Origin of the sequence: Corynebacterium sp. HMSC035E02 (assembly GCF_001836065.1) — a bacterium.
Lineage (GTDB): Bacteria > Actinomycetota > Actinomycetes > Mycobacteriales > Mycobacteriaceae > Corynebacterium > Corynebacterium hiratae.
In genome coordinates this window covers 56713-72759 of the sequence record NZ_KV827330.1, presented here as the reverse complement: position 1 = coordinate 72759, position 16047 = coordinate 56713, and the positions used below count along the sequence as shown (strand labels likewise).

At 60.4% G+C, this 16047-nt stretch carries 16 protein-coding genes; 7 read left to right on the top strand and 9 right to left on the bottom strand.

Annotation, left to right across the window (positions count from 1 at the left end; all coding sequences use genetic code 11):
• The first annotated feature begins 121 nt into the window (after window positions 1–121).
• Window positions 122–1594: an RNA polymerase sigma factor gene (locus HMPREF2635_RS03765; protein WP_070821293.1), complete on the top strand. Its 1473-nt coding sequence runs from the start codon at window positions 122–124 to the stop codon at window positions 1592–1594.
• A gap of 91 nt (window positions 1595–1685) precedes the next feature.
• On the opposite strand, the gene HMPREF2635_RS13245 is transcribed toward HMPREF2635_RS03765, so the two are convergent.
• The 8 genes from HMPREF2635_RS13245 to HMPREF2635_RS03725 all read right to left on the bottom strand — a co-directional run bounded on the left by HMPREF2635_RS13245 (window position 1686) and on the right by HMPREF2635_RS03725 (window position 9093).
• Window positions 1686–2099 (bottom strand): hypothetical protein, encoded by a 414-nt coding sequence (locus tag HMPREF2635_RS13245; RefSeq protein WP_141761679.1) that lies wholly within the window; start codon window positions 2097–2099, stop codon window positions 1686–1688.
• 93 nt (window positions 2100–2192) lie between these two features.
• Window positions 2193–2903, bottom strand: a complete 711-nt coding sequence (dhaM, locus tag HMPREF2635_RS03755) for a dihydroxyacetone kinase phosphoryl donor subunit DhaM (protein ID WP_070821291.1) — start codon at window positions 2901–2903, stop codon at window positions 2193–2195.
• A gap of 3 nt (window positions 2904–2906) precedes the next feature.
• Entirely contained in the window at window positions 2907–3572 is a 666-nt protein-coding gene (dhaL, locus tag HMPREF2635_RS03750) for a dihydroxyacetone kinase subunit DhaL (RefSeq protein ID WP_070821290.1), read from the bottom strand.
• A 10-nt stretch (window positions 3573–3582) separates the two neighbouring features.
• A complete protein-coding gene (dhaK, locus tag HMPREF2635_RS03745; RefSeq protein WP_070513136.1) occupies window positions 3583–4584 on the bottom strand; it encodes a dihydroxyacetone kinase subunit DhaK in 1002 nt (333 codons plus the stop codon).
• 124 nt (window positions 4585–4708) lie between these two features.
• Window positions 4709–6337, bottom strand: a complete 1629-nt coding sequence (locus HMPREF2635_RS03740) for an MFS transporter (RefSeq protein ID WP_070700450.1) — start codon at window positions 6335–6337, stop codon at window positions 4709–4711.
• 2 nt (window positions 6338–6339) lie between these two features.
• Window positions 6340–6786 (bottom strand): DUF2871 domain-containing protein, encoded by a 447-nt coding sequence (locus HMPREF2635_RS03735; RefSeq protein WP_070821289.1) that lies wholly within the window; start codon window positions 6784–6786, stop codon window positions 6340–6342.
• Window positions 6787–6948: 162 nt separating this feature from the next.
• The gene (locus HMPREF2635_RS03730; RefSeq protein WP_070821288.1) at window positions 6949–8739 is read right to left on the bottom strand and encodes a DEAD/DEAH box helicase; all 1791 of its coding nucleotides are present in this window, start codon (window positions 8737–8739) and stop codon (window positions 6949–6951) included.
• A gap of 102 nt (window positions 8740–8841) precedes the next feature.
• A complete protein-coding gene (locus HMPREF2635_RS03725) occupies window positions 8842–9093 on the bottom strand; it encodes a DUF3039 domain-containing protein (RefSeq protein ID WP_046648196.1) in 252 nt (83 codons plus the stop codon).
• 48 nt (window positions 9094–9141) lie between these two features.
• Here HMPREF2635_RS03725 and HMPREF2635_RS03720 point away from each other — a divergent pair, with 48 nt between their 5' ends.
• The 6 genes from HMPREF2635_RS03720 to galE all read left to right on the top strand — a co-directional run bounded on the left by HMPREF2635_RS03720 (window position 9142) and on the right by galE (window position 14878).
• On the top strand, window positions 9142–9603 hold the full coding sequence (locus HMPREF2635_RS03720; protein WP_141759832.1) for a DUF3099 domain-containing protein: 462 nt from the start codon (window positions 9142–9144) through the stop codon (window positions 9601–9603).
• A 78-nt stretch (window positions 9604–9681) separates the two neighbouring features.
• Entirely contained in the window at window positions 9682–11223 is a 1542-nt protein-coding gene (locus HMPREF2635_RS03715) for a DUF7782 domain-containing protein (RefSeq protein WP_210397760.1), read from the top strand.
• Window positions 11224–11309: 86 nt separating this feature from the next.
• Entirely contained in the window at window positions 11310–11786 is a 477-nt protein-coding gene (gene dtd, locus HMPREF2635_RS03710; RefSeq protein WP_046648200.1) for a D-aminoacyl-tRNA deacylase, read from the top strand.
• Between the two features lie 139 nt (window positions 11787–11925).
• Window positions 11926–12921 (top strand): sigma-70 family RNA polymerase sigma factor, encoded by a 996-nt coding sequence (locus tag HMPREF2635_RS03705; protein ID WP_046648202.1) that lies wholly within the window; start codon window positions 11926–11928, stop codon window positions 12919–12921.
• A gap of 288 nt (window positions 12922–13209) precedes the next feature.
• Window positions 13210–13890 carry a metal-dependent transcriptional regulator gene (locus tag HMPREF2635_RS03700; RefSeq protein ID WP_046648203.1) on the top strand — a complete coding sequence of 227 codons (681 nt, stop codon included), beginning with the start codon at window positions 13210–13212 and terminating at the stop codon, window positions 13888–13890.
• Window positions 13891–13894: 4 nt separating this feature from the next.
• Window positions 13895–14878, top strand: a complete 984-nt coding sequence (galE, locus tag HMPREF2635_RS03695) for a UDP-glucose 4-epimerase GalE (protein WP_046648205.1) — start codon at window positions 13895–13897, stop codon at window positions 14876–14878.
• Here galE and HMPREF2635_RS03690 read toward each other — a convergent pair.
• Window positions 14835–15983 (bottom strand): DUF4192 domain-containing protein, encoded by a 1149-nt coding sequence (locus HMPREF2635_RS03690; protein WP_046648207.1) that lies wholly within the window; start codon window positions 15981–15983, stop codon window positions 14835–14837. The genes galE and HMPREF2635_RS03690 overlap by 44 nt on opposite strands.
• Window positions 15984–16047: the final 64 nt, after the last annotated feature.

Below are 16047 nucleotides of genomic sequence, written 5' to 3'. Positions count from 1 at the left end.
CCAATATCCAGCGGCGCGCCTCCCCTGCTCATCTCGGAGGCGGGCTAGCATCGGGGACTAGTCGCGACTAACTTGCGCGTCCCCATAGTTTCCACTCAGAGAGCAAGTCGAAAGGGCGTACGTGGCAGCCACTGATTCTTCAGACCAGGTACTCGGCGCGGGCGAGAGCACCTCCGAGGCATCTGCACCTGCACAGAAGACCGCCAAAAAGACGGCAAAAAAGACCACTAAGAAAACGGCCAAGAAAACCGCGAAAAAGACAGCCAAAAAGACAGCCAAGAAAACGGCTAAAAAGACGGCCAAGAAGGCAACAAAGAAGACCACTCGCAAGTCTGCACAAAAGGCCACAAAAAAGGCGGCCAAGAAGACTGTGCGTAAGTCAGCAGCCACAAAGGCAACGTCGCCTGAAGCTGCCAAGTCTTCCGAGGATCTCGCCGAGGATCAGACCGACGAGTTGGACGCCGACACCACTGACGATGCCGATATCGATTTCGATCCGGACAACGCCGAGATGGATGATGAAGACGAGTTCGGCGACGACGATGATGACCTCGAGGGCGACGACGCTGATGAGGACGAGGACGATGGTTCCTCGGTCTGGGACGAGGATGAGTCCGCAGCCCTGCGCCAAGCCCGCAAAGATGCGGAGCTGACCGCGTCGGCAGACTCTGTCCGCGCCTACCTGAAGCAAATCGGTAAGGTCGCCCTGCTCAATGCCGAGCAAGAGGTCTCCCTCGCCAAGCGAATCGAGGCTGGCCTCTACGCTCAGTACCGCATGGATGAGATGGAAAAGGCCCGTGCCGAAGGCGACAAGGCCGCCAAGCTTTCCCCCATGGAAAAGCGTGACATGCGTGCCATCGCTCGTGATGGCCGCAAGGCGAAGAACCACCTTCTCGAGGCAAACCTGCGTCTCGTGGTGTCCTTGGCCAAGCGCTACACCGGCCGCGGCATGGCCTTCTTGGATCTCATCCAGGAGGGCAACTTGGGTCTCATCCGTGCTGTTGAGAAGTTTGACTACACCAAGGGCTACAAGTTCTCCACGTATGCCACCTGGTGGATCCGTCAGGCTATTACCCGCGCGATGGCAGACCAAGCACGCACCATCCGCATTCCTGTGCACATGGTCGAGGTCATCAACAAGCTGGGCCGCATCCAGCGAGAGCTGCTGCAGGATTTGGGCCGCGAGCCCACGCCGCTGGAGCTGGCGAAGGAAATGGACATCACCGAGGAAAAGGTGCTGGAAATCCAGCAGTACGCTCGTGAACCCATCTCCTTGGACCAGACCATCGGTGATGAGGGTGACTCCCAGCTGGGTGACTTCATCGAGGACTCCGAGGCTGTCATTGCTGTCGACGCGGTCTCCTTCACCTTGCTGCAAGACCAGCTGCAGGACGTGCTCACGACCCTGTCTGAACGTGAAGCCGGCGTGGTTCGCCTGCGCTTCGGCCTCACCGATGGCATGCCGCGCACTTTAGACGAAATCGGCCAAGTCTATGGTGTCACCCGCGAACGTATTCGCCAGATCGAGTCCAAGACCATGTCCAAGCTGCGCCACCCTTCGCGCTCCCAGGTGCTGCGAGACTATCTCGACTAAGCCCGCGGACACGACAATGGCGGCGAGGAAAGATTTCCTCGCCGCCACTTTTCTTTCTGTATGTTCCAGGGCTCTGGGGTTCCTAGCGGCTCTAGGGATTGAGTCCCATGACCACCATCATGGCCATGGGAACGAACGGTGCGATACAACTCCAACAGAATCCGATGATCATCCCGGACACTGTGATGCCGGTTCGCCTATGCTCCGGGCTTCGCCCTGATCCGAGGATGAGCGCCACGATCCCCAGCCCCACCGCGCACCAACCGGTAAAGATCGTCAGCATCGACGACAAGAATCCCACTGCACCCCACAAGAGCGTCAGCACGATGATGACGAGTGGCGGAAGCACCGCCAGCCCCAGTACCCACGGCGCGAGGGGATTCGGCGTGGAAGGGTGTTCTATCGGAGACGTGTACGACCCCGCAGAGGAGTAAGGGGAAGTATTCGGATAAGCCTGTACGTAATCGGGCTGGTTCATGGATTCCCCGCTTTCAAGAGAACTCAACTAGGACGCTGCCTTTACCTTATTCGAAGGCAGTGGAAGCGTCCTTTCATGCGGGGGACGGTGCCCGCACGCCGCACCATTCGGGGCACGCTTCTAACCGTCGAGCCCCAGCTCGATGGCCGTGGCAATCCGGTCGATGACCTCCTTATCGGAGACATCTCCGCTAATGGTCACCGATGCGCCCTGGCAAGCACCGAGCGACATCAGCATCATCGCGGAGTCTGCTTCTACCGCCTCACCGTTATAGGTAAGGACGATATCGCCCTCTGCTTCAGCCGCCATTTCAGCGATCTTGGACGCGGGACGGGCATGGAGTCCTGCTTCATCGGCAATGGTCACAGTCAGCGAGTATCGATGTGGATCTTCCTCTTGGTCTTGCTCGCGCACAGTCCCGGGATCAGCAGGCTGCTGAGGAGTGAAAGCCTCGATAGCTCGTCTAGCGGCGTCAGCAACTGCCCCCAGATCATCGCCTTGCTGGGCGGCGGTTGCCGCAGCGATAGTGGCCTCGACCAGTGGGGCGTCAACGAACAGTGCTTGTTCTTCGTCCAGAAACTCAAGAACCGACTCGACGGTCATCGTGGCCGAACCCAAGTCCGTGAGCACGACAACGCTGAGTCCTTGACCTATAGCGTGGCTGATAGCGCCCTCGATGAAGTCATAGGACGTTCCGATACTGCCGTCTTCCAAGCCACCCGCAGGAAGGATGGTGACATCAGCGGCCATCTGGGCGGCCAGCTCAGCCAATCCTTCTGCGAGCTTCGCCGAATGCGAAACGAGAACAAGTCCAACGCGCGGCTGTGCCATGCTCTACGCCCCCTTCCCAGTAGTCTCGGCGGCCTCAGCAGCCGCAGCGAGGAAAAGCGCCGAGGAGGCGGCACCCGGATCCTTGTGCCCGGCAGAGCGCTCGCTTAGGTAGGAAGCGCGTCCCTTCGTCGCAACCATTGGGATAGTAGCGTCCGCGCCGGCTGCGGCCGCGTCGGCAGCCGCGCGCAAGACCTTAGCGGGACTCTGTTCAGCATCGGCGGCGTCGCGGGCAGCGCGCGCCGCTGGCGCCCAGGCATCGACCATGGTCTTCTCCCCTTCCGTTGCTTTTCCGCGGGTCATGATTCCTTGGAGGGCGTCCTCAATAAGCGTAGCCGTCGTAGAGGCATCAATGTCACCGGTGCCGGCGGCCTTCGCCGCACGCAAGAAGGCGGTACCCAACAAAGGGCCGGAGGCTCCGCCGACGGTGGACATGAGAGTCTTCGCGGTTAGTTTGAGTACGTCAGCGACCGTTGAGTCATCCGAAGAGATATCCGCAGCAACCTTGTCCACGACGGCGCGGAAGCCACGATCGACGTTTTCTCCATGGTCGCTATCGCCGATGACACGGTCGAGCTCGATGAGCTCCTCACGGTGTTCACGCGCGGCTTCGGCACAGCTTTTCATCCATTCCTGTGCCCACGCGCTTGAAAGAGTTTCAGAATTCGTCATAGTTAGATTGTTACATTCCTTGGCGTAGTGCGGAGGTGTGGCAGGGAGCGTCGAAAAGCGCGAGGTCCTCGTCGTCCGCTCGCATGACGGTAACAGAGCACCCAGCCATGTCCAGGCTGGTGACGAAGTTACCCACGAGGGAGCGCTCAATGGCGATGCCAGCCTGCTGGAGACGCTGGGCCACGCGGCGGTAGACCACGTACAGCTCAGAGGCCGGGGTGGCGCCCATGCCATTGACAACGACGATGGTGCGCTCCCCCTCGCTCAGCTTAAGATCTGCCAAGACGGGGTCGAGTAGGTGATCAGTAACGTCATCGGCAGAAACCAGTGGAATTTCCTTGCGGCCCGGCTCGCCATGGATACCCACGCCGAGTTCGACTTCGTCTTCCCCAAGGTCGAAGGAGGGCTTGCCCACGTGCGGCACCGTGCAGGCGCTCAGTGCCGCGCCCATGGTCGCGGTATTCTCCACTACCTTCTTAGCCACCGCTGTCACCGCAGCAAGATCATCGCCGCGCTCGGCTGCGGCACCTGCCAGCTTCTCTACCAACAAGGTTCCTGCCACGCCGCGGCGTCCGGCGGTAAACGTAGAATCCTCCACCGCGACATCATCGTCGACGATGACCTGGCTGACCTCAATATCATCGAAGTCAGCCAGCTCGGCTGCCGTATCAAAGTTGAGAACATCGCCGGTATAGTTCTTGACGATGTAAAGAACGCCCGCCCCAGCACTTACCGCTTCGGTGGCTGCTTGGATTGCATCCGGTGTAGGCGACGTAAACATGGCGCCCGGCACCGCCGCGTCCAGCATGCCGTAACCAACGAAACCCGCGTGCAAAGGCTCGTGCCCAGAACCACCACCGGAGACAATAGCCACCTTGCCGTGTTCTTTCTTCTGTGCGCGGGCAACAAACAGCGGTTCCGTGTTGCGAGTCACAATGTCACCGTGGGCTAACGCGAAGCCTTCTACTGATTCGGCTACTACGTTGTCCGGCGAGTTGACGAGCTTTTTCATCATCCATCTCCTTAGGTTGTCTTTGGCCTAGAGCACTCTTCTCACAATGCTGCCGAGCCTACCCTTCGCTGCTGGATGTTTCGCTGAAACCGTTGCGCCAACACCGTGGGCTACGCCCCCTTGCTTAGCCCTGCGCTGCTTTGCGGACCTGCAACGCACCAATAAAACCGAGCCCTAAGAACGCAACTGCGGTCAGCAATGACCAACGCGCTGCATCACTCATACCGTCGCTGAGTGCTCGGACCAACACGGCAGTCTCCTCTCCGAAGGGACTGGCGGCACCCTGCGCACGCAGCCCAGCGATACTCGACCCAGCCGATTGACGCGCTGCTTCCGCTATTCCTTCCGCAGCCGGACCATCGAAGCCAATGGTATTAAGCGCCTTCGGCAGAGACAGCGCTAGCGAGACGGAAAAGACCGAACCGGAAATCGCGGTTCCCAGGGAAGAACCAATTTGACGAACTGTGCTCTGTGTCGCGGAAGCTTGGCCTGAGTTTTCCACGGGGATGTCACGCAAGACGGTTCCGGTTAACTGCGCAGAAGCGAATCCTAGGCCCACTCCATAGATCACAAGCGGCAGCGCGATGAGCCATCCGCTGGTGTCGGGACCGAGAATTAACGCGAGTATAAGAGCTCCGACGACCTCGAGGCTCAGGCCGATGAGTACGGTGCCAGGGGCGCCGAAGCGCCCAGCGACGTGGCGTGCGGCTGCACCTGAAATGAAGGCTCCGACGGCCATCGCCGCGAGCACAAGGCCGGCAGACATTACGCTTAAGCCCAACGCATTAATGAGATATAACGGCAAGACGAAGATGATGGCGAACTCCCCGATGGCTACCGCACCGGCGGTGGTATTTCCCCACGAGAACGTCGGATAGGAAAATAGCCCCAAGTCCAAGAGTGCGGAGCGCTGAACCTTTTCGCGGTGCTTCTCCCAACGGATAAACAAAGTGAATCCGACCGCGGCGATGAGCAGCGCCACCGGCACAGCGGATACCGACGCGGTGGTAGGCCACGTCCACCCGAACACAGTCAGCTCCGCTTGCGGTGTCCACCAGCCAAGGCTGGGCCCCTCGATGACAGCGAAAACAAGGGCCCCAAAGGCAATCGCGCTCAGCTGCGCGCCGTCGACGTCGACTCCAGGGCGAGTCTCTGGGTTGCGGGTTTCCCGGACGGTAAGGACAGCTCCACCGGCCACGAAAAGGCCGATGGGGACGTTGACCAGAAAGATCCAGTGCCAGGACACCCACTGAGTAAGCGCGCCGCCGGCTAAAGGGCCTACGGCAGCAGCGCCTGAGATGACGGCGCCCCACACGCCGAATGCGGCTGCACGATACTTCCCGCGGAATACGGCGTTCACGGTGGACAGGGTGGAGGGCATGATAAAAGCCGCGCCCACTGCCTGCACGGCACGTGCCGAGATGAGAATTCCCGCTGTTTCGGAGAAACCAGCCCACACGCTGCCTGCTACGAATACGGCGAGGCCGAGAAGGAAAGCTCGTTTGCGGCCCCAACTATCCGCGATCTTTCCGGTTGATAGCAACAGCGCGGCAAGCACTACCGCGTAGAGGCTGTTGACCCACTGTGCCTGGGTGATATCCAGGTTGAGGTCCGTGATGATGGCGGGCAATGCCACGCCGACGATAGTGCCATCAAGAACAATGACACTCAGCCCTACCGATAAAACCGCAAGGCTAATCCAGTCACGGCGGGTCGGTGCCACCGTGCTGGATTCTGTTGTAGCCGCGGGCATAGCTAGGCGCTCACAGAAGTTGCGGCGGCAGGGTTAGCGGGCTCGTTCAATGCGCGGCCAAATGCGACGAGGAAGAGTGCCAGACCCACCGTGATGAAGATGTGTCCGAGGCCGGCGATTCCGGCGATCATCGCGGTAGATTCCTCACCGAGCACGGTGAGGCTGCCGTGCCAAATGAGCATCGCAACGGTAACCACCACGCCAGCGTTGTAGAACCAGAAGAAGGAATTGAACAGCTTCTTGTTATGGGACACGGCGAACGCCTTGTCTACCACAAGGAAGATGAGGAACATCATGAATCCCAGCGCTAAAAGGTGGGTATGGGCCACGCCCAGCTGGGTGAACTGCCCCTCCGGGAAATCATTCGCGCGCGTGAACTCGCGGTAGAACACGCCGGCGCTCAACCCCATGACAAGGTAGAAGATGGCTGCTCTATAGAGGGACTGCATTGTGTGTTCCTTCCTAGCCACGCTGCTGTGGCGATTGCGTCGAGGATGGTGATTGGCCTTTAGACCATCTGCTATCCATCCTGCTTCGCGCTCACAGCGTTTCCATCGCGTAGCCGGTTGAGTTTCTCATCAACCAACTAGTTGATAGCGCGGCCGCGCCGGCTACCACTTGCGCAGGTAATCGATGCGCTCCCGCAGCTGCTCGGCGTCGCACAACGCAGTCGGCGGGCCACCGCAGGCCTTGCGGGCTTCTGTGTGGATGGCTCCATGCGGGCGCCCGGTGCGTTGGGCGGTGATAGACACCACCGTGTTGAGTTCTTTGCGCAGCGCGGAAATCTCATCCACCACACCTGGCTGGGAACCAGCACTGCTTGCCGACGCCTCTGCCCCACGCTTGGGTGCATGTGGGGTGCCGTAGAGCTTGCGGCGTTGTTCCTCTGCTGCTTCCGCAGCCCGGCGCGCCTTCTCTTCTGCCTCGCGGCGGTCCAACTCTTCAGACTGCTTTTTGCGCAAAAGGTCCTTGACCTGGTCGGCGTCGAGAAGCCCGGGGATTCCGAGGAAGTCCTCTTCTTCATCGGTGATGTTGCCCGTCGTGAACTGTGAACCGTTATAAAGCAGCCCGGAAAACTCTGCCTCCGCTCCGAGGGACTCGTAGGAAGGCTCGAGCATATCGGGCTCGGTCTTCTTCTGGTTGGCGTCCTCCAGAAGCTCGTCGTCCCAGCCTTCCTTGTCGGGGTTCTTCTCCCCTCCCAGGACGTGGTCGCGCTGCTTTTCCATGTTCTCGGCAAGGCCCAAGAGCACCGGCACGGAGGGCAGGAAGACGGAGGCCGTCTCGCCGGGCATGCGGGAGCGCACGAAACGCCCGATGGCCTGAGCGAAAAACAGCGGGGTCGAGGCAGAGGTGGCGTACACGCCTACGGCGAGGCGGGGAACGTCGACGCCCTCCGACACCATGCGCACGGCCACCATCCACTCGTCGGTGGATTCAGAGAACTCCGCAATGCGCGCGGAGGAGCCTGGATCATCGGAGAGGATGACGGAGACGGGAGTATTGGAGATCTGCTTGAGGATCTTGGCGTAGGCGCGCGCGGTTGTCGTGTCGGTAGCAAGTACCAGACCGCCGGCATCCGGCATGTTGCGGCGCATCTGCATCAGCCGCGTGTGCGCCGCCTGCAAGACGGTGGGGATCCACTCGCCCTTCGGGTCGAGGGCCGTGCGCCAGGCGCGGGCGGTCTGCTCCGGATTGAGAATATCGCCGAGACGGGCCGCATGTTCCTCACCGGCGCTGTCGCGCCAGCGGGATTCGCCGGAGTAGCTGAGGAAGACCACGGGGCGCACGACACCGTCGGCAAGCGCATCGCCATAGCCATACGTGTGATCAGAGCGGGATACGAGGTGGCCTTCCCCGTCCTCCTCATAGCGCACGAAGGGGATCTGCGAGTCATCGGAGCGGAAGGGCGTACCAGTCAGTGCGAGGCGGTGCTCCGCATCATCATAGGCTTCCCGCACGCCATCGCCCCAGCTCTTGGCATCTCCGGCGTGGTGGATCTCATCGAGGATCACCAGGGTGCGCCGCGCTGAGGCAACCGCGCGGTGCTTGTACGGGTGCATGCCCACCTGCGCATAGGTCACCACGACACCGTCCATCGCGGGGTTGACTCCCGAGGAGTTTGTGAACTTGGGGTCAAGCGCTAGCCCTACGCGGGAGGCGGATTCCGACCACTGCACTTTGAGGTGCTCGGTGGGCACCACCACGATGACGCGCTCTACGGTGCGGTCCGCCATGAGCTCTGTGGCTACCCGCAGGGCGAAGGTGGTCTTACCTGCGCCTGGCGTTGCCACCGCCATGAAATCCTTCGGCTTGGTGGCTAGGAACTTATCCAAAGCCGCGCGTTGCCATACGCGCAGCGAACCGTTATTGGCAAATCTCTGTGCTGGAGTCTGAGTAGACACGGTCAGCGACTTTCCCCCTCTAGTTATCCCAACATCCCGCTCTTGTGAAGTTTTTCGTACGCTTCGGTTTACGCCGACGCAGGATGAGCGTCGACGTCAGACTTAACGGCGGCGCAAGCTCTTATATATGCGCTCGCAGTCTGGGCACACGGGTGAGCCGGGCTTCGCTTGCTTGGTCACCGGGAAGGTCTCTCCACACAGGGCAACGACGTACTTGCCGTTGACCGCGGAATCGAGGATCTGGTTCTTCTTCACGTAGTGGAAGAACTTCGGGGTGTCGTCGTTGGTCGACGTATCCTCGCGGACATCAGGGCGTTCAATAGTCTTAGTCGTCGTACTCACGCCCCCTATCATGCCGCATCGGTATCGAAGTTGGCGAGTCCTGCAGCTACGCTAGTAGGCATGACCCCTTCGAACTCGCGCGATAACCCCCGCCATACCCCACGTTCAGGGCAGCGGCGCGGGCGCGGATTCGGCCGCGAGACGCACCTCATCACGACTGCCAAGCTCGCCCCCGGTCAAGACCGGCATCGCCGCGAGATCATCTACTCAATACTGCAGTTTTTGCGCGTTCCATCCCTCCTGATAGCCGGGGCCATGGTTTATGTTTGGCAGTGGTGGATCCCCGCTGCCCTCGTCGTGGCCGTCACCTTCCCACTGCCCTGGATCGCTGTGGTCATTGGCAATGGTCGGGGTCAAAAGAAAGACAAGCGCGAGAAGGCTGTTTATAAGCCCGCTATGGCCCGGCAAATGGCGCAGGCCCAGCGCGAGCAACTGACAAGCCGGTCCCATGGAGCGCTTCCCGGCGCGCCGTCATCACACGACGATACGGCGAAGCAAAACACCATCGACCACGAAGACTAGACGTTTACCGTTTACCTCCCGAAGCAATGTAAGGACACTTTTGTGAGCACACAACAGCCTTCTCCTTTTGGCCCGGAGATGAACCCAGAGCACCCCGTCGCGGATGTCGCGGCCGACCTCGCCCGTGTCTTTGCTGACGCGGGATTCACCGCGGACGGCATCGCGGGACACTTAGGGCCGGAGTACACCGAAGCCCTACATCGCGGGGAGCCCGAGGCCGTGGCGCTGGGTGCTAGCGGCGACTCCCGTCTCGACCGCCTCATCCGCATCTTTGTGTTGCACGAGCACGTGCCGGCCACGCTGCTTTCCGACGTCCTCGGTGCCCGCCTAGCCACCCAATTGCTTGACAGCGGTGTCGCGCTTACCGACGATCACGGCACTGTCTACGTGGCATACGACATTCGGCCGCACGTCATCGTGGGCAAGAATCGCGTGGTGTTTTCCGATGTTGATGCTTCCCTCGTGGACCACGTTCCTGGTCCCGAGCACGTCTTGGGTGTCGGCTCTGCCAGCCTTTCCCTACTTCATTCGACTCCCACTACTCCGGTGTCATCGGTGCTGGATCTGGGCACAGGCTCTGGCGTGCAGGTCCTGGGGCAGCTGGATTCTGCAGAGCGCATCGTCGCTACTGATGTCCATGAGCGAGCCCTTGAGCTCGCCCGCGCTACCGTTGCTGCAGCGGACGCAAAGGAACGGGTCGAACTGCGCCAGGGTTCGTGGTTCGAGCCGGTACAACACGAGCGCTTCGACCGCATCGTGGCCAATCCTCCATTCGTGGTGGGCCTTCCTGAGGTCGGCCATGTGTACCGAGATTCCGGACTCAACCTCGATGGTGCTAGTGAGCTCGTGGTGTCCCAAGCCGTGGAACACCTCACCCCTGGAGGAACCGCGCACGTGCTCGCCGCGTGGGTTCATCAAGGCGAGGAGTCCTGGCAACAGCGGGTTGCCTCGTGGTTACCGGACACCGGTGTAGCCGCATGGATCATTCAACGCGACGTGGCAGATCCTGCTCTGTATGTGTCCACCTGGTTAAGCGATGAGTCCGTGGATGTTCGCAGCCCTGAGGGAAGGGAGCGTTCGCGCCGCTGGCTCGAACACTTCCGCGAGCACGAGGTCACTGGCATCGGATTTGGTTTCGTAGCCATCCAGCGTATTGGGGACGACGAGCCCTCGGACATTCTGGCGGAGACAATGTCACAGCCGCTCATTGGTCCACTCGGACCAGAAATAGAAGAGTATTTTGCGCGCGTCGAATGGCTGCGCGCTTTGGTGCCGGGTGAGCTGGAGACCAAGCACGTTCAGCTGCGCCCCAGTGTTGCTCGGGAGGACGTGGCCCTGCCAGATGCTGAGCTTGGCATGGGCTTTGAGCGCGAAGCGCTACGTTTGAGCCGGACCGACGGTCCGCGCTGGCAGCATGATGTCGACGAGCACCTCGCGGCTATCGTCGCCGGGCTTAATCCACATGGGTTGAGCATCGGCGAAACCATCGAGCTTTACGCCGCCGCACAAGGCTTTGATGAGACCGCACTGGTGAGTGCTGCGCTTCCTGCCATCGTGGATCTCATCCGCCATGGTCTGCTGATCCCCACGGAGCTGCTAGCTTTTAGCAACACCGAGTAGACCAAGTAGTTCGCGTTAGCTGTATCCTCATCAGCCTCCTTGCGTACTGAAAACTTCTCCACAAGAAAGGTTGTGTATCCCCGTCCATGCGTGCTGTTCTCACCCGCGTTTCTGAAGCTTCCGTCACGGTAGAAGGCGACGTTGTCGGTTCCATCAGCTGTCCCGACACCGGCGGCATCCTAGCGCTCATTGGTGTATCTCGTGACGATGTCACGGCAGGCGCCGAAGCTGGTCCTGCCGACGGGCCATCCTTGGAGGAGCGGATGGACACGATGGCACGCAAGATCGCCGAGCTGCGCATTCTCAAGGGCGAAACCAGCGTGGTTGACAGTGGAGCTCCAGTGCTAGTGGTAAGCCAGTTCACTCTCTACGGGCGAACGGCGAAGGGCCGCCGGCCATCATGGTCAGATGCCGCACCCGGGGACGCGGCGGAACCGCTGATCCAAGGGGTTGTCGCTCGCCTGCGGAAGCGCGGGATCACCGTGGAGGAAGGTCGCTTCGGAGCCATGATGCAGGTCTCCTCCGTCAATGAGGGGCCGTTTACCGTGCTCGTTGAGGTGTAGCCTCGGCGCGCCTCCCCCAAAATGGCCTAAAACCCACCTCGCAGACCGGGATGCGTGAACATTTTTCAAACCGTGGGAACTATCTGCGCCGAAGGTCCGTTGTAGGAGATGAACCAAGCCGCAACTTAGGAGGCATGAGATGGCCACATCATCCGCTGCTAGCGTCCAGGACGAGGACGGACAGGAAGTTGACCGCGGCTCACGCCGTAACCAGACTAATGACAATCCCTCCGCGGACTTGGTCCGCGTTTACCTCAACGGAATCGGCAAGACTGCGTTGTTGAGCGCCGAAGACGAAGTTGAGCTCGCACAGGCAATCGAGGTGGGCCTGTACGCCGAGTACAAGCTCGCCAATGCCGAGAAGCTGACCCGCGCCGAGAAGCGCGACCTCAAGATTCTCGCCCGCGAAGGCAAGAAGGCACGCTCCCACCTCCTCGAGGCTAACCTGCGCCTCGTGGTCTCCCTGGCTAAGCGTTATACCGGCCGCGGCATGCCGCTGCTGGACCTCATCCAGGAAGGAAACCTGGGCCTGATTCGCGCAATGGAGAAGTTTGACTATGCCAAGGGCTTCAAGTTCTCCACGTACGCCACGTGGTGGATCCGCCAGGCCATTACCCGCGGCATGGCTGACCAGTCCCGCACCATCCGCCTCCCGGTGCACCTGGTAGAGCAGGTCAATAAGCTTTCCCGCATCAAGCGCGAGATGTATCAGTCCTTGGGCCGCGAGGCTACGAATGAGGAGCTGGCCGAGGAATCCGGCATCGAAGAGTCCAAGATCGAAATGCTGCTGCGCCAGTCTCGCGATCCCGTCTCCCTGGATATGCCTGTGGGCACCGATGAAGAAGCACCGTTGGGTGACTTCATTGAGGATGCCGAGGCAACCGATGCGGAAACCGCCGTGGTGGCATCCATGCGCCACTCTGATATCCGCTCCGTCATCGGCTCCCTCGAGGAGCGTGAGCAGGATGTCATCCGCCTGCGCTATGGCTTGGACGACGGTGTTCCGCGCACCCTCGATCAGATTGGACGCAAGTTCGGTCTCTCCCGCGAGCGTGTTCGCCAGATTGAGCGCGAGGTCATGGCCAAGCTGCGGGAGGGCAACCGCGCCGATCGTCTCCGCGAATACGCGCTTTAAATTCTGTTTCATAGCTCTTGACGCTAGCCATCGAGGTTCATCCCTCCTGCCCACCTAAATTGTTGGCTGGGCTCGGGGAGGTCGATGCTCGGTGGCTTTCGTCATTTCTCGAGGGCCGTGAATCTCTTTGTCCATATCTTCCTATTCACCCCGCGCAGCGTGCAGCGCTGCGTGCGCAAGCCCTGAAAAAATACGCTATTGTTTAAGATATTCTCTTAATACACTCCTATTACCGCGCCTAAACCTATGTGGCTACGGACCGCCGACAACGCAGAAAGGTAAGCCCACGTGAGGGATCTAGTTGACACCACGGAAATGTATCTGCGAACCATTTATGAGCTCGAAGAGGAAGGAATTACCCCACTGCGTGCTCGCATTGCAGAGCGCCTAGAGCAATCTGGGCCGACTGTGTCCCAGACTGTGGCTCGCATGGAGCGCGATGGCCTGCTCCACGTGCGCACGGACCGCAGCCTCGACCTCACCCAGCAAGGTCGCGAACTGGCCACCAATGTCATGCGCAAGCACCGCCTCGCTGAGCGCTTGCTCACGGACGTCCTAGGCCTCGATATTCACAAGGTTCATGATGAGGCCTGCCGTTGGGAGCACGTCATGAGCGAAGAGGTAGAGAAGCGAGTCATAGCCGTTCTTGAGGATTCTTCCCGCTCCCCCTTCGGCAACCCCATCCCAGGTTTGGCGCAGCTTGGCATGACCCCCGCAGAACTCGACCTGGGGACTCGCGCCATCGATCTTCCCACCGGGCAAAAGACTGCAGCCACCATCGTCCAGATCAACGAGGTTTTGCAGGCGGATAACTCGACTTTCCACGAGCTTTACTCGTGCGGTATTCAGGTTGGTTCGAAGGTTACCGTGGTCAATGAAAGCGGAACGATTACGCTGACCACGGAGTCGGGCCACACCGTCGAGCTTGTCGACGACCTCGCGCACGCTATCCGAGTCAAGGAGGACTAAGGCGATGAAGCTACTTGTTACTGGCGGTGCCGGCTATGTCGGCAGCGTGTGCGCGGCCGTCCTCGTGGAGAAGGGGCACGACGTCACCATCATCGATAACTTTTCCACCGGCAACCGCGAAGCTATCCCAGAGCAGGCCCGCCTCGTCGAGGGTGACGTGGCCGATGTCGCTCGTGAAGTGCTATCTGAAGGAGGCTTCGACGGCGTTGTGCATTTTGCCGCTCGCTCCCTCGTTGGCGAATCCGTTGAGGCTCCGGCTGACTATTGGCAGCACAATGTCGTCACGACGCTGCAGTTGCTCAACGCCATGCGCGAATTCGGCGTCACCAACCTTGTGTTTTCTTCGACCGCGGCAACGTACGGCGAGCCTGCACAGGTTCCGATCACAGAGACGATGCCTACGAAGCCGACGAATCCTTATGGCGCATCCAAGCTCGCAATCGACTACATGATCACCTCATATGCCCAGGCCTACGGCTTGGGGGCGACGTCGTTGCGCTACTTTAACGTCGCCGGTGCCTACGGCAGCATTGGCGAGAACCGCGAGGTGGAAACCCACCTCATTCCGCTTGTATTGCAGGTAGCACTTGGCCATCGCGACAAGATCTTCATTTTCGGCGATGACTACGACACTGCCGACGGCACCGCCGTCCGCGATTACATCCACATCCGTGACCTGGCCGACGCTCATGTGCTCGCGCTTGAAAGCAACGCTGCGGGTACACACCGCATCTATAACCTCGGCTCCGGAGACGGTTACTCTGTCAAGCAGGTCATTGAGGCCTGCCGCGAAGTCACCGGACACCCCATCCCCGCTGAGCTGGCGCCCCGCCGCGCAGGAGATCCCGCAACCCTCGTGGCCTCCTCGGACAAGATTAAGTCCGAGCTCGGATGGGATCCGAGCCGCACCGACTTGACCACCATCGTGACGGATGCGTGGAACTTTACCCGGCAGCTCGGCGAGCGGGCTCATTCCGCGCGGCGTTAGTGCTGCCCTCCCCAGCCGTATCCCCTACCGCGTTGTCGAAGGCCTTACGCGCCCCTGCGTGGATCGAAGCACGTATCTTTTCATGCAGCCCGTGGCGATAGGCCTGGCACAACAGCGAGCCTAGGCGATGGCTGGGGAACTCTTCCGTGACGAGCTGCAGTGCCGGTCCAGCCAGGATGTCCCACTCCTGTTCCATGTGTGCCAGGGCAAACAGGGTCAGAGCATTCGCCCGTAATTCTTCGCCGAATGTGCGCGCTGCTGCTAGGAGAAGGTACGCACCGGTTTCGCCAGCCTCCGCGCAGATGCCCACCACGAGGTCGCGCGTCCACGTCGTCGACAGCCACACGGCGCATGATGCCAACAGCTCTACATCTTCTTCGGCTTCCTCCACAGACGCCACCTGGTGAAGCGCCCACTGAGCATCATCCACAAAGTGCTCAAGGAGTTCCTTGCGCTTCTTCCCTTTCGCCGCGGCCACCTGGGCGCGAAACTGAGTCGCGGTATCGCGTGCTTGTCGGCTCAGGGCTTCGGCTTCGGCAGAATCGAGGTGTGGGTTTCCCGGCGCGAAAATGGCAAAGAATTCTTCCCTATTGAGCTCTGGAACAACATTGTGATTGACGCAGGAGCGCATCGAGGAGGCGTCGGTAAGCGCCGGTATAGTGCCTTCTACCCACTTTTTCATCGGCCCGCTCCCATCTGCGTTGACGGTTCCGTGCAACAGAACGTAGGGCTCATGTTTGGTGATTTCCTTGGCGTACCAGGCCGCGTCAATCTCCAACCCGTCACAGGAACGATCCAGGCCGTAGAGCCAGTGGGTCACCTCCCGTAATTCAGTAAGCGGGCGCTGCGAAATGAGGAAGGCGAAGACGCCTTCGCGGGCATTCTCTGCCAGCATCGCCGCGATGTCTGGCAGGGCTCCGGCGGCATCGGGGATATCGACGCGGGCGAGCGGACCCATGGCCGGGCCGCGCGGGGTGGTGTCAATGGCCATGAATACCACCGATTCGGTGGGATAGAAGCCAAGGAGTCCGGGGATGTTAGCAAGGAGATGACCAGGTGTCGTAATCGGTGGGGTGTTATCTGTGTGCGTTGAGAATGTGCTCATACTTGTACCCTGAACCAGGGCTGCCACAGGACGCTAGGGGGATCACGCCACACACGGAGAATCT